At 62.1% G+C, this 13,744-nt stretch carries 11 protein-coding genes; 6 read left to right on the top strand and 5 right to left on the bottom strand.

The window, feature by feature from the left end; translation table 11 throughout:
* Nucleotides 1–15 precede the first annotated feature (15 nt).
* Together AC0IYH_RS28545 and AC0IYH_RS28540 are read left to right on the top strand one after the other, a co-directional pair.
* Nucleotides 16–672, top strand: coding sequence for an alginate O-acetyltransferase AlgF (locus AC0IYH_RS28545; protein WP_116630724.1), 657 nt, complete (start codon nucleotides 16–18; stop codon nucleotides 670–672).
* A gap of 107 nt (nucleotides 673–779) precedes the next feature.
* Nucleotides 780–2,231 carry a mannose-1-phosphate guanylyltransferase/mannose-6-phosphate isomerase gene (locus tag AC0IYH_RS28540; RefSeq protein WP_101266703.1) on the top strand — a complete coding sequence of 484 codons (1,452 nt, stop codon included), beginning with the start codon at nucleotides 780–782 and terminating at the stop codon, nucleotides 2,229–2,231.
* Nucleotides 2,232–2,300: 69 nt separating this feature from the next.
* Here the strand turns inward: AC0IYH_RS28540 and AC0IYH_RS28535 are convergent, their stop codons facing one another.
* Nucleotides 2,301–5,687, bottom strand: coding sequence for a dermonecrotic toxin domain-containing protein (locus AC0IYH_RS28535; RefSeq protein WP_471837354.1), 3,387 nt, complete (start codon nucleotides 5,685–5,687; stop codon nucleotides 2,301–2,303).
* Between the two features lie 211 nt (nucleotides 5,688–5,898).
* Between AC0IYH_RS28535 and AC0IYH_RS28530 the strand changes: the two genes are divergently transcribed.
* From AC0IYH_RS28530 to AC0IYH_RS28520, 3 genes are read left to right on the top strand one after another with little or no spacing between them, the layout of a single operon-like run.
* Nucleotides 5,899–6,363, top strand: coding sequence for a multidrug transporter (locus AC0IYH_RS28530; protein ID WP_116630735.1), 465 nt, complete (start codon nucleotides 5,899–5,901; stop codon nucleotides 6,361–6,363).
* 14 nt (nucleotides 6,364–6,377) lie between these two features.
* A complete protein-coding gene (locus AC0IYH_RS28525) occupies nucleotides 6,378–7,190 on the top strand; it encodes an SDR family oxidoreductase (protein ID WP_471837352.1) in 813 nt (270 codons plus the stop codon).
* The gene (locus AC0IYH_RS28520; RefSeq protein ID WP_116630721.1) at nucleotides 7,191–7,592 is read left to right on the top strand and encodes a DUF4440 domain-containing protein; all 402 of its coding nucleotides are present in this window, start codon (nucleotides 7,191–7,193) and stop codon (nucleotides 7,590–7,592) included.
* A gap of 41 nt (nucleotides 7,593–7,633) precedes the next feature.
* On the opposite strand, the gene AC0IYH_RS28515 is transcribed toward AC0IYH_RS28520, so the two are convergent.
* From AC0IYH_RS28515 to AC0IYH_RS28500, 4 genes are read right to left on the bottom strand one after another with little or no spacing between them, the layout of a single operon-like run.
* Nucleotides 7,634–8,494 carry an HlyD family secretion protein gene (locus AC0IYH_RS28515; protein ID WP_116630720.1) on the bottom strand — a complete coding sequence of 287 codons (861 nt, stop codon included), beginning with the start codon at nucleotides 8,492–8,494 and terminating at the stop codon, nucleotides 7,634–7,636.
* A gap of 10 nt (nucleotides 8,495–8,504) precedes the next feature.
* Nucleotides 8,505–8,705, bottom strand: a complete 201-nt coding sequence (locus AC0IYH_RS28510; RefSeq protein WP_116630719.1) for a DUF1656 domain-containing protein — start codon at nucleotides 8,703–8,705, stop codon at nucleotides 8,505–8,507.
* Entirely contained in the window at nucleotides 8,695–10,872 is a 2,178-nt protein-coding gene (locus tag AC0IYH_RS28505) for an FUSC family protein (RefSeq protein WP_471837349.1), read from the bottom strand. The genes AC0IYH_RS28510 and AC0IYH_RS28505 overlap by 11 nt, the downstream gene beginning before the upstream one ends.
* A gap of 10 nt (nucleotides 10,873–10,882) precedes the next feature.
* Nucleotides 10,883–12,394 carry an efflux transporter outer membrane subunit gene (locus tag AC0IYH_RS28500; RefSeq protein ID WP_471837347.1) on the bottom strand — a complete coding sequence of 504 codons (1,512 nt, stop codon included), beginning with the start codon at nucleotides 12,392–12,394 and terminating at the stop codon, nucleotides 10,883–10,885.
* A 182-nt stretch (nucleotides 12,395–12,576) separates the two neighbouring features.
* Between AC0IYH_RS28500 and AC0IYH_RS28495 the strand changes: the two genes are divergently transcribed.
* Complete coding sequence (locus AC0IYH_RS28495) at nucleotides 12,577–13,545, top strand: LysR family transcriptional regulator (protein ID WP_010213008.1); 969 nt, start codon at nucleotides 12,577–12,579, stop codon at nucleotides 13,543–13,545.
* The last annotated feature ends 199 nt before the right edge of the window (nucleotides 13,546–13,744 follow it).

Genomic DNA, 13,744 nt, shown 5'->3' with positions numbered 1-13,744 from the left:
AGAGAGGTAACTCACATGACTTTCACTACTACTCCGCGTCGTCTCGCCAAGACCCTGGCCATTGCTGCCGGCTTGAGCTTCGTATCGATGTCCGCCTTCGCCGGGGGCGACGCCGCCCTCTACGGCCCAACCGCGCCAAAAGGCTCGAGCTTCGTGCGTGTGTACAACGCCAGCAACCAGGAAGTCAGCGCGACCGTCGGCGCCACCAGCCTCAGCGACGTCGCGCCGCTGGCCAGCAGTGACTTCAGCTTCATGCCCGGCGGTGACTACAGCGCCAAGGTCGGCAGCCAGACCGTGCCGGTCAAGCTTGCCGCCGACCACTACTACACCCTGGTCAACAACAGCAGCGGCCAGCCGCAGCTGATCGAAGAGCCGCCGTTCAAGAACAAGCAGAAATCCCTGGTGCGCGTGCAAAACCTCAGCGACAAGGCCCTGACCCTGAAAACCGCCGACGGCAAGACCGACGTGGTCAAGTCGGTGGCCGCCAAAGGCCGTGGCGAGCGTGAAATCAACCCGGTGAAGGTCAGCCTGGCGCTGTACGACGGCGACAAGAAAGTCGGCGACGTGAAGCCGGTTGCCCTGGAACGCGGTGAAGCAGCGGTGCTGTACGTCACAGGTTCCGGTTCGAGCATTTCGCCAGTCTGGGTGAAACGCCCAGTGTCGACCCGCTAAGCACTTTTTTCCGGGTTGGTCATGACCAACCCGGACCGAGACAAAAACAAGAGTGAAACGACAAACCTTCGTAGCTCTGACCCATATCGATTCAAGGAGAAACACCCATGATTCCAGTCATCCTTTCCGGTGGTAGCGGCTCACGTCTTTGGCCGCTTTCCCGTAAACAGTTCCCCAAGCAATTCCTGGCCCTGACCGGCGAGCACACCCTGTTCCAGCAAACCCTGGAGCGCCTGGTGTTCGAAGGCATGGACACCCCGATTGTGGTCTGCAACAAGGAACACCGCTTCATCGTCAACGAGCAACTCAGCGCCCGTAAGCTCGAATGCCAGCGCGTGCTGATGGAACCGTTCGGCCGCAACACCGCGCCCGCCGTGGCCCTGACCGCGATGATGCTGGTCAACGAAGGCCGTGACGAACTGATGCTGGTGCTGCCCGCCGACCACGTGATCGACGACCAGAAAGCCCTGCAACGCGCCCTGGCCCTGGCCACCGTGGCCGCCGAGCGTGGCGAGATGGTGCTGTTCGGCGTCCCGGCGACCCGCCCGGAAACCGGCTACGGCTACATCAAGTCCACCAACGATTCGCTGCTGCCCGAAGGCGTGAGCCGCGTTGAGCAGTTCGTGGAAAAACCCAATGAAAAACGCGCTGTAGAGTTTGTCAAAAGCGGCGGTTATTTCTGGAACAGCGGCATGTTCCTGTTCCGCGCCAGCCGCTTCCTCGAAGAGCTGAAAAAGCACGATCCGGACATCTACGACACCTGCCTGCTGACGCTGGAACGCAGCGAGCAGGATGCCGACACCGTGACCTTCGACGAAGCCACCTTCGCCTGCTGCCCGGACAACTCCATCGACTACGCCGTGATGGAAAAAACCCAGCGCGCCTGTGTGGTGCCGCTGAGTGCCGGCTGGAGCGACGTGGGTTGCTGGGCCTCGCTGTGGGCGGTCAATGACAAAGACGTCAACGGCAACGTCAGCAAAGGCGACGTGGTGATCCAGGACAGCCGCAACTGCATGATCCACGGCAACGGCAAGCTGGTGTCGGTGATCGGCCTGGACAATATCGTCGTGGTGGAAACCAAGGACGCGATGATGATTGCCCACAAGGACAAGGTCCAGGGCGTCAAGCAGATGGTCAACACCCTCAACGACCAGGGCCGCAGCGAAACCCAGAACCACTGCGAAGTCTATCGCCCGTGGGGCTCGTACGACTCGGTGGACATGGGCGGGCGCTTCCAGGTCAAGCACATCTCGGTCAAGCCGGGCGCGTGCCTGTCGCTGCAGATGCACCACCACCGCGCCGAACACTGGATCGTGGTCAGCGGCACCGCCGAAGTCACCTGTGACGAGAACGTGTTCCTGCTTTGCGAGAACCAGTCCACCTACATCCCGATCGCCTCGGTGCACCGCCTGCGCAACCCGGGCAAGATCCCGTTGGAGATCATCGAAGTGCAATCGGGCAGCTACCTGGGCGAAGACGATATCGAGCGTTTTGAAGATATCTACGGGCGTTCGACGCCGGTTGAGCGTGGCGTGTCGGTGAAAACCATCGCGCAGTAACACCGTGTAGAGCAGGCCCCCAGCATGTGCTGCGTCCCCTATCCGCAGTGCATGATGGGGGCCTTTTTTTTAACTGGGCGGGGCCGGCGTGTAGGGGGTTTCGCCATGGTAGATGACCCGGCGAGTCAACTCCGCCCGCGGGGAGCTCCTGTAGCTCAACAGAATGTCAAACGGCGTCTCCACGTAAAAGATATGCGCGTTTTCGGTGCTTTTCACCACGTTCAGTCCCGAGGTGTTGACCTCGTAGTAATAGGTCATCTTATCCAGGGCATTACCCTGTTTACGCTTCCCGAAAATGGCCTCGGAGATTTTCTCGGTGGGCATGTCCTCCGGGGCCAGGTCGGTAAAGTAATGCCGGCGCTGACCTTTGGGTAACGCCTCGCCCTTCAAATTGAACCTGGACGGTTCGAGAACATTGCTCGCCATGATCCTGGCGTGCGGGTCTTTGCCGGTGTAGTGATAGAACCGATTGACACCTTTGACCGGCGGCTCCAGCAGCGCTTTTTCACCGGGAAACGCTTCAAGCGACTTAGGTTGTTTGGCCGCGCTGGAAGGTCCAGGTTGCACTGGCTCAGTATTGGGGCGTTTGACCCCTTGGACGACGCCGCCCTTAGCGCCACCCAACATCCGGTTCTGCCGCCACTCCCCTGCGCCTGCCGGCTGCAGGAACGCAACGGTTTTTCGGGTGTGGGGGTTAATCACCCGCACAGGGCCGCCTTCGATTTTGTAAATCGGGCTGATTTCATAGGGTTTGCTGACGCCGGTGCCATCGGTGTAGCGCACGTAGAACTGATCGCCGACTTGATAAGTACCATCGCCCCTCAGCGTACGGCCGCTGAGCAGGCTATCCGGAACGGAATGGCCGCTGATATCCGGCACACTCCCCACGCCGGGCGTGCCGGGGGCCAGTGGCTGCACCGCGCGGCTTAGCGCAGGCGCACTCAAGACAGGCCGCAGAAGGGGGCGGGCCCTGCTACCCGCCGTGGCACCGCCACTGCCGCCGACTCGGGAATAGAGCATGGCAAGGCGATCAGGCCGGTTGAGCACGTTGACGATGGCGTTGCCCGGTGCCTTGAGGACTCTCAACCCGGCCCTGGTTAGCCGCAGGGCGGTCGAGACAAACCTTCCAGCTGCGGGCAAACAGCCCAAAAGCTGGGTAGCGATCTCGATACCAAACATGATCTTGTTGTAGTTCGTCTCTACAGCCAGCTCGGCAGAGCTGACAGAACCAGCATCAGCCTCATCGATCAAGAGGCCTGCCAACTGTTTGTACAATGCGTCCTGAAAATCACCTTGGATCGCGCTGAGGTATCCAGGGCCATTGGGCCGGTCGCCGCGGTCCTCGCGGTCCAGGGCGCTGAAAACCGACTCATTCAGGCGGTCCTGGATCGCCGCATCGGGGCCGCCAGGGTTGAGCGGCGACACCTTGCTTTCGGCATACGTTTTCCATTGCGGCTGTTCGAAAAGCGTTTCCAGGGCGACTCGGTCGGCGACTTGCCGAAAGGACATACCGTCCGGCGCATCGGGGCTATACAGGATCAGCGGCCCACCTTTGCCACTGTCAATCGCAATCACGCCTTGAAGCGCCTTGCCATAGTGACTCACCGTATTGGCAACGATGGTTCTTCCATCCACTTGCGGCCGTTTGGCAGGGTCCGGAAAGTCGAGCACGGTTTGTACCCACTCAGGGCCCGGCGATCCAGGCGGGTACGCCAGCGGGTTCAATTCCGCCAGAAATGCCTGTTTCCTCATGACATCCGACAGGTTGGCCTTCCAAGCAGTGCGGACTTTTCCCGCGTCTCCCGTCAGGGCCTCCGGCGCCATTCGTTTCTTGAGCAACTTGATGTAATTGCTGCCCACCTCCAGCTTACTGACCAGTGCCGCGATTTCACTCCCCGCCAGGACGATGGGCTTTCCATCAGCCCCGAGCACCGGCTTGCCGCCGGTATCGGTCAGGCTTGCGGTCATTGTCAAAGAGCGATTTTGGTAGTTTTCTGCCGGGATCGATAGGGTCGCATTTTTCAAGGCAACATCAGTCAGGGAGCTAAAGCTGTTGGTGACGTTTTTCACGACCTCGCCGTTTTTTCGCGAGAAGACGAACTCCCCGTAGGTGTGCACCACGATCTTGTCTGCATCAAAATTTGCCGTCGGGTATTTCTGCTTGAGTGCGGCGTTTATCTGCTGATTGGCAAAGTGCTGCAGCGAGGGAATGGCCTCCAACAAAGGAGCCAGCGCCTGAGCGGTTTTTTGCTCGCAGGTGTCCAGAAACTGATAATGCCCCGCATTCACAGGCAACAGGTTTTTCAGCCACTGCGGTTGTTGTTTGTCTTCGAGTTTTTCAGCCCGGGCGAGCATGGCGTTGCTGCCGTCAAATTGAGAGGTCCAATTGGCGGCATTGTTCATGGCGGCGGCGATGTGCTCGCCGTCCATATCACTCGTATCCGAGTGAGTCAGCGCATTCAGTTCGTCGGCTTGCCGTTCCAACAGCTGAGGTATCGCTGCGGCCGTCACATCCTCAGGGATAGGCGAAAACCCGAGCGTCAGGTCTTGCCCGCGCAGGGGCTTGCGCAGGCGCTCGGCAGGCAGCGGCAGACTTTCCGAGAGCAGCGTTGCGGGCACCCCGCCGTTGTCGATGCGTTGCATCAACACCGTTTGCAACTGGGCGGGGTTGGCGAACTCTTCAAAGCCTTCACCGGGGGTGTAGAGCACCACGGGGCCGTTGTCTTCGCTGGCCAACAGGCTTTTGTCGCCGTTGGGCCAGTGGGGCGTGGTTGCTCTGGAGCCGTCGGTGGCGGTGAGCATAAAGGCACCCGCCAGGCGCGCACCGGTTGGCGTGTTGTCATCCACCGTGAGCGGGTAGACCCCCAAACGTGAACCGTGCGGGAAGGCCTTTTCCCGGTCAGCCTGGGTGGGATACTGGAACGCCTTTTCAATCAAGGCTTTACCCGCACTGCTCAGGGTACCGTCCGCAGCGCGCAGGGCCGCCTGGGTGGAGAGCATTTGCCGATGCAGATTAATCAGTTGATCTTGCGGTGGGCTGGAGGGTTTTTCGCCAGGGCGCGGCGCTGTCCAGAACCGCGTGACAGCATTGGCAAACAGGGCGCCAATATTGTCGACCGCACCGGGGGTGCTGGCAACGTAGGGTTGATACTTCTGGACAAAGGCTTCATAGGTCGGCTGCTGGCTGATCAACAGGTTGATTTTATTGTTGAGGTCGTCGTGTTGAAGCAAAAGCCCCTGTTGAGCAGACGTGGGGGTATTCACACCGGCTTCTTTGACGAATGCAGGATAAATACCCCGCACGATCGGGGTAAGGGGAGTGCCGGTAATGGCCTGCTCGGACACTATTCCGGGGCTGTCTGAACGAGGCGCTGGCTGTTCGACGGCTTTAGGCAGGACAACGTTTGATCGAAAAGGAAAATCGGGCTGAACCTGGAGATGACGCTTAACAATCATCGGGTGAACTCCTTTTAAAAGTAAAAACTGCTCCTTGGCTCGGCATCAGTGGGATCAGCGCGCTCGCCGTTCCATTGGAACGCAGCGTATATATTTCCTGATGTTCGCCAGCGCCCCCAGAGCGTGACGATGTTTGTGCACAGGAGGATCAAATTGGTTTCCTACCTGGGGTCAGCTAGGATGGTTGCTCACCGCAAGCGAGGGTTTAATCGTGTTCTTCGGCGTACTCCTGATCATCACTTGGTTGATCCTGCTATTGCGCTACCCCGCCAAGGCCTTGCCCGTATCCCTGGCAGCCGCCGTGGGCCTGGGGTGTGTCGCCGTATGGGTGGTGTGGCTGGACAACCGAGAAGCCTCGCAACTGGCCCGCCTTGAACTGCGCATTACCTACGCGCCGCAGGAATGCCCCGCCGACCGTCCCCTGAAACTGACCCTGAACAACGGCAACGACGTACCGCTGACCGAACTGCGCTGGCGCGTCGCCGCCTATGCCCCGGGGGACACGGTCAACCTGGCCGACAACGTCTACGCCGCCCCACGCTATCGCGGCCCTGGCGAATTGCAGGCCGGCGCCACCTGGGACGACTGCCTGCCCACCCCACCACTGCGCCCCGGCTACCGCGCGCAAACCCTGGAATTTCGCGCCGAGCACCTGCAAGGCAGTTTCTCGGACTGACAAAGGATGGATCCATGCCCAATGTACTGATCACCGGTTGCTCCAGCGGCATCGGCCGTGCCCTGGCCGATGCCTTCAAAGCGGCCGGCTATGACGTGTGGGCCAGCGCCCGCCGCGCGGAAGATGTCGCCGACTTATCCACCGCCGGTTTCCACGCCGTGCAGCTTGATGTGAATGACGGCGCCGCCCTGCAACGCCTGGCCGGGCAATTGGGCGAACTCGATGTGCTGGTCAACAACGCCGGCTACGGCGCCATGGGCCCGTTGCTCGATGGCGGCACCGACGCCATGCAGCGCCAGTTCGAAACCAACGTGTTCTCTCTCGTCGGCGTGACCCAGGCGCTGTTCCCGGCCCTGCGCAAACGCAAGGGCCTGGTGGTGAATATTGGCAGTGTTTCCGGGGTGCTGGTTACGCCGTTTGCCGGCGCCTACTGCGCGTCCAAGGCCGCCGTGCACGCATTGAGCGACGCCCTGCGCATGGAGTTGGCGCCGTTCGGGATTCGGGTCATGGAAGTCCAACCGGGTGCCATCAACACAAGCTTCGCGAAAAACGCCGGCGCCCAGGCCGAGCTATTGATCAACGAACAGTCGCCCTGGTGGCCGCTGCGCGAGGGCATTCGCGCACGCAGCCAGGCCTCCCAGGACAAGCCGACACCGGCCACGGCGTTTGCGGCAGATGTGCTCAAAGCCGTGCAACAGCCCAAGCCGCCGCGCCTGTTGCGCTCGGGCAATGGCAGCCGGGCGTTGCCGCTGATGGCGGCGTTGCTGCCCAAAGGATTATTGGAAACCGTGTTGAAGAAACGCTTTGGTTTGAATGGGAGTTTATAAATGATCGACTACAGCGACTTTTTCGAAGAAGTGATCCAGACCCACGTCGAGATCGAACAATGGTTCGCCGGGGTTGCCCCTGAAGGCACCCTGCAAAACCTGCTCGCACGCTTTTCACCCGAGTTCAGCATGGTCGCCCCCGCCACTGGCACAAGGGTCAATGCGGCGGGGGTTAATGCGCTGTTCACGCGCCTGGGCGGGATGCGTCCGGGGTTGAAGATCACCTTGAGTGAAATGGCCGGAATCGACCGGCATGCGCGTGGGGCGACGGTGACTTATCGCGAGCTTCAGGTGGATGACAGCGGTACGCGGACGGATCGGAGGGCCACGGTGGTGTTTGAGAAGCAGGCCAGCGGCGCGTTGCTGTGGCGTCACTTGCACGAAACCTTTATCAAGGCCTGAACCTGGTCAAAATGTGGGAGGGGGCAAGCCCCTCCCACATTTTAATTCTGTGCCTGGTTGACGATCACGGTGCAGGTGATGCCCGCTGCCAGCAGGACACCTTCCGGCACCTCATCAATGTGAATCCGCACCGGCACGCGCTGGGCCAAACGCACCCAGTTGAACGTCGGGTTCACATCGGCGATCAGCTCGCGGCTCTCGGGGTTATCGCGGTCGTAGATGCCGCGCGAGATGCTTTCCACGTGGCCCTTGAGCGTCTCGCCGCTCATAAGCTGCATATCGGCTTTGTCACCGACTTTCACATGGGGCAGTTTGGTTTCTTCGAAGAAGCCATAGACCCAGAACGAGTGCATATCCACCACGGCCATCTTGGCTTCGCCGATACGCGCGTAGTCGCCACGGTGCACGTTGAGGTTGGTGACGTAGCCGTCCACTGCCGCCACCACCTGGGTGCGTTTCAGGTTCAGCTCGGCGGCTTCCAGCTGCGCCAGCGCGTGTTGGTAGTCGGCCAGCGCCGAGTCGGCGATGTTGCTCGCGTCGTCGCGGTTTTCCCTGGAGATCACCAGCGCGTCGAGGTCCGCGCGGCGGTGGGCGTTGACCTTGCGCATCTCCCAGGTGGCTTTGCGCGAGGCAACCAGGGACTGCGCCTGCTTGACCGCGATGCGGTAGTGCTCGGGGTCGATCTGCATCAGCAGGTCGCCCTTTTTCACCAACTGGTTGTCGCGCACCGGCACGTCGACCACTTCACCGGTGACGTCGGCGGCCACGTTGATGATATCGGCGCGCACACGGCCGTCGCGGGTCCATGGGGTTTGCATGTAGTGCACCCACAATGTGCGGCCGATCCAGATGGCCAACGCCAGTACCAGCAAGGTCGCGAGCAGGCTGAAAAACTTTTTCATCGGGGCATTCTCAACGGTAGACGCTCAGCGCCAGGGCGCCGAACAGGCAAACGAACAGGCTCAGGCGCAGCAGCGCCGGGTGCCAGAAAAAACGGTACAGGTCGAACCCGGCCAGGAAGCGGTCCAGCGCCCAGGCCACGCCGGCCGCGATCAAAAACATCAGGGTCATGGTCGGCATGTACACGCCATGGAAGGCGATTTCACGAGGCATGCGGGGTTCCTTTCAGGGCTGCGAGTGGCGATTGCGGGTCCAGCAGCGAGGTGCGGATAAAGTGCAGGTAGCTCTTCACCCGGCGCAGGGCCGAGGTGTCGAAATGCGGGGCGAAGGGTTCGTCGGTGGCCTGCACGCGGCTGATCGCGTGGTCGACGGCGATCAGGCCGCGTTCCAGATTGCTCGCGCTGGGCTGCAGGAACAGCCGCACCAGCGAGCGGCCCATCACGCGGATCGCCTGGCGCCACGGCTGGGATTCGGCATACGCCGGGTGCACCGGCAAAATCGCCTGCTCCTTGCGCAATTCGATGATCGCGTGGCCGACCTCCAGCACCACAAACATCCAGCGCAGCAAATCGCGTTGCACCTGCGGCTGGCCGACGGCAAGGCCGTAGGCCTGGTGCAGCAGGTCGCGGGTGCGGCTTTCAAAACTCGACGCCAGCCCCTTGAGCTTGCCGCTGATGGCATACACCACTTGTTCGCGCAGGTCCTGCTCCAGACGGCGCCACAACCAGCGGCTGTTGGGCGGCAGGATGATCGCCCCCGCCGCCGCGCACACCAGCATGCCGATGACCATGGCGATGTAGTCGTTGATAAAAGTGTAGGGGTTGTAGACCGTGAGGTTGTCCGGCACCGAGCCGGTGCTGAAAAAGATCAACAGGCCTAGCCCGACCCCGGCGTATTTGGGGCGTGAGGCGAGGAACGCACCGAGCACGATCACCGGCGCGAGCATCACGCAGAGCAAGGGGAAACCATCGATCCAGGGGAAGACGAAAAACATTTCGACAAAGCCCACCAGCGCGCCGATCAAGGTGCCGCAGGCCATTTGGAACGCCATGCGCTTGGGGTTGGGCGTGGCGGCGGACAGGCCGACGGTGGCGGCGGCGATCAGGGTCATGGTGGCGCCGCTGGGCCAGGCCGTGGCCACCCAGTAGCTGCCCAGCGCGATCAGGATAAACGAGGCGCGAATTCCCGAGGCGGCGCAGGCCAGCCAGTTGGTTTTGGGGATGAACGTCTCGTCCCACTGCTCGCGTTCGTGGCTGTGGTCGGCCAGGGAGGCGTGGGTCTGCGCGTAGTTGTGCAGGTCGTCGACAAAGCGGTAGAGCAGCTCGTAGGCGGTGTGGAAATCCAGCTGCTCGGCTTCGCTGGGGTTGCCCTCCTGGAAGGTCGCGCGCAGGCTACGGACCTTGGCGGGCAGGCCGTCCTTGTAGGCGCTCAACTGGTTGACCAGGCGCGCGGCGTCGGGGCTTGTGAGGGCGCGGCCGGTGAAACCGTCGAGCACTTCGGCGAGGTCTTGCAGGCCAGGCTTGATGGCCGCCACCACGTGATCGGCGGCATCGGTGCGCAGACGTTCGAGCAACTGGTGCAAGGCGTTGAAGCGCGTGGTGATGCTCATGAACTCGCTGTTGAGGCGACTGAGCCGGCCGTTGCGCCGACGCATATGCGGGTCTTCGAACACGGTGACGCTGCGCAGCCCTTCCAGGCCCACGGCTTCGGCGATAAAACGCACGTTGCTGGCCTCGAACCCTTCACGCTGGCTGCGCCCGCGCAGGCCGTCGGTGACGAACAGCGCGAACACCCCAAAACGCTGGTACAGCGCATTGCGCATCGCGGCGCTGCTGGTTTGCGGCAGGATCGCGGCGCTGACCAGCGTGGAGCATAGAATCCCCAGGGAAATTTCCAGCACCCGCCACACCGCCGCCATGAATGCGCCGTCTGGATGAGCCAAGGCCGGCAAGCCGACCATCGCCGCCGTGTACCCGGCCAGCACAAATCCATAGGCGCGAAAGTTGCGATTGCGCGTGGCGCCGGCCGTGCAGAGGCCGACCCAGATCGCCAGCGCGCCGAGGAACAACTCGGTGTTCTGCGCGAACAAGGCGATCAAAAAGACCATCACCGCCGAGCCCGCCAGGGTGCCGAGGAAGCGATAAAAGCTCTTGGCGAACACCTGGCCGCTCTGGGGTTGCATCACGATAAACACGGTGATCATCGCCGTGCGCGGTTGCGGCAGCTCAAGGCGCATCGCCAGCCACAAGGTCAGGAAGGCGGCGATCAGTACCTTGAAGATGTACACCCAGGTCACGCCGTCGCTGCGTGCCCAGTCGAAAAAGCCACGGCGCCACTCAAGGGAATGCAGCCAGCGCAGCGGTGCAGGCAAGGGAGTCATCGAATCCTACTCAGTGATCGAACACGGCCAGCGCCGCCGGGGTCTTGCTCGGGAGGGTCTTGGCGTCTTGCGGTAGGTCCTGGCCGGCGTCGAGGCCGCCGCCCAGGGCGGTCACCAGCTCGGCATGCGCGCTCAGGCGTGCGGCCTGAACCTGTTGCTCGACTTGCTGCTGGCGGAACAGCAGGGTCTGGGCGTTGAGCACATTGAGGTAATCGGTGAGGCCACGCTGGTAGGCGATCATCGCGATGTCGTAGGTTTTGCGCGCCGAGGCCACCGACTGCGCGGCAAAGCCCGCTTGCTTGTCCATGGACTCGCGGCGGATCAACTGGTCGCTGATGCCCTTGAGCGCGTTGACCAGGGTCTGGTTGTACTTGGCCACGGCGATGTCATAACCGGCGCTGGCCTCGCCCAACTCGGCACGCAGGCGGCCGCCGTCGAAGATTGGCAAGGTGATCGCCGGGCCGACGTTGTAGTTGAATTTCTTGCCTGCCAGAAACTCAAGCATGCCGCCACCGGTGGCCACATACCCGAGGCTGCCGACCAGGTCGACGTTGGGGTAGAAGCCGGCATGCGCGACATCGATGCCCCGCGCCTGGGCCGCTACCTGCCAGCGGCTGGCAACCACGTCCGGGCGCTGGCCGAGCAATTGCGCGGGCAGGCTCGACGGCAGTTTCAGCGGCGCGGCCAGGGCTAACGTCGGGCGTTGCAACTGCGCGCCCTCCCCCGGCCCCTTGCCGGCCAACGCGGCCAGCTGGTTGCGGCTCAGGGCGATTTCTTCGTCCAGGGCGTCCAGTTGGCGATGGGTTTCGGGCAGCGGGGTCTCGGCCTGGCTGACGTCAAAATGGGTGCCGATCCCGGCGTTCAGGCGTTTGTTGGCCAGGTCGAGAATCTGCTGTTGCTGGGCCAGGGTCGCCGCGACGATATCGCGATTGGCGTAATGCAACGACAGCTGGATATAGGCGCGCACCACGTTGTTCTGCAATTCCAGCTGGGCCTGGCGCGCTTCGGCGACGCTCATGTGCGCGAGGTCCACGGCCCGCTCGCTGGCATTGCTTTCGCGGCCCCACAGGTCGAGGGCGTAGCTCAGGCCCAGGGAGGAATTGTTGTCCCAGGTGGTGGCACCGCTCAACTCGCCGGGGCCGTAGAACTGATCCTTGGGCCAGTTGTGGCGCTTGAGGGTGGTGTCGCTGTTGATCTGCAACGACTCTGCCGACTCGGCAATCCCGGCCATGGCCCGCGCTTCACGCACCCGCGCGGCGGCCAGGGCCATGCTTGGGCTGTTTTGGGTGGCGAGGTCGACCCAGCGGTTCAGCTGCGGGTCGCCATAGGCCTGCCACCATTGCGCGGTGGGCCAGTGGGCGTCCTGGGCGGCGCTGTGGATGGCTTCGTCGGTGGCCAGGGTATTGGCGTTGAGGGCTTGGCCTTGGGGGGCGATTCCGCCGGTTCCGATGCAGCCGCTGATTGCTAACGATAAAGCCCAAACACTGAGAGTCTTAAGCTCTCTGCTAATGCGACGCGGCACGGCAAGCGAATTCCTGTGGGGGTGATGCACGGTAGGTGGCGCAATTCTAGGCGGCGGCATGAAGGGCGATAAGCTGGCATTCCTGTGAATCTTTGTTACCGTTCAAGCGATAATCCGTTGGTAGGGATCACTGGACGGCGTAACTTTCTGTCACAATTTGTTATCTCCCCTGAGAACACTCCATGGACACTTTGCAAAACATGCGCGCCTTCAGTTGCGTGGCCGAAGCCGGCAGCTTCACCGCCGCCGCCGTGCAACTGGACACCACCACCGCCAACGTCTCGCGCGCGGTCTCCAACCTGGAGGCCCATCTGCAAACCCGCTTGCTCAACCGCACCACCCGCCGCATCGCGCTCACCGAGGCGGGTAAACGCTACCTGCTGCGCTGTGAACAGATCCTGGCGTACGTCGAAGAAGCCGAGGCCGAAGCCAGCGACGCCCATGCCCGCCCCGCCGGGCAGCTGAAAGTGCACACCATGACCGGCATCGGCCAGCATTTCGTCATCGATGCGATTGCGCGCTACCGCCGCACCCACCCGGACGTGACCTTCGACCTGACCCTGGCCAACCGCGTGCCGGACCTGCTCGACGAGGGCTACGACGTGTCCATCGTGCTGGCCAGCGAACTGCCGGATTCGGGGTTTGTGTCGCAGCGCTTGGGCATCACCTACAGCATTGCGTGTGCGTCGCCGGATTACGTCAAGGCCAAGGGGTGCGCGCAACGGCCCCAGGATTTGCTCAACCATGCGTGTCTGCGCTTGGTGAGCCCGGTGATTCAGTTGGACAAGTGGACGTTCAATGGGCCTGAGGGGCAGGAAAGTGTGGCGATCAATACGTCGCCGTTTCTGGTGAATTCGGCGGATGCGATGAAGACGGCGATCACCAGCGGGATGGGGGTGGGGTTGTTGCCGGTGTATGCGGCGATTGAAGGGTTACGTAATGGGACGTTGGTGCGGGTGATGCCCAACTATCGTTCGCAGGAGCTGAATCTGTACGCCATCTACCCGTCGCGGCAGTATCTGGATGCGAAGATCAAGACGTGGGTGGAGTATTTGCGCGGGTCGTTGCCGGAGATTTTGGCGGCGCATCAGGCGGAGTTGGTGGCTTATGAGTTGAGTGGGAGTCTTAGTGGGGCGCGGTTGGCCAACTAGATTGAGTACATATCCGTTGGTTGGGTGATGGCTGAGTACGGTTCCGCCCTTACGGCGGGTCACTTTGGAAAAGAGCCCCAAAGTAACCAAAGGGCTCTTGCCCCAACACTCGGCACCTCGCTTAGGCTCGGTGTGCCCGAACGCAGGCTTGAATCCGTGGGCCGCCGCGATGGGCCATCCTTGGCCCAGCGCGGCTAAC

Source organism: Pseudomonas sp. AC463, from assembly GCF_979253585.1.
Note: the sequence above shows the minus strand (reverse complement) of the source record. Positions and strands in the feature narration are given on the sequence as shown.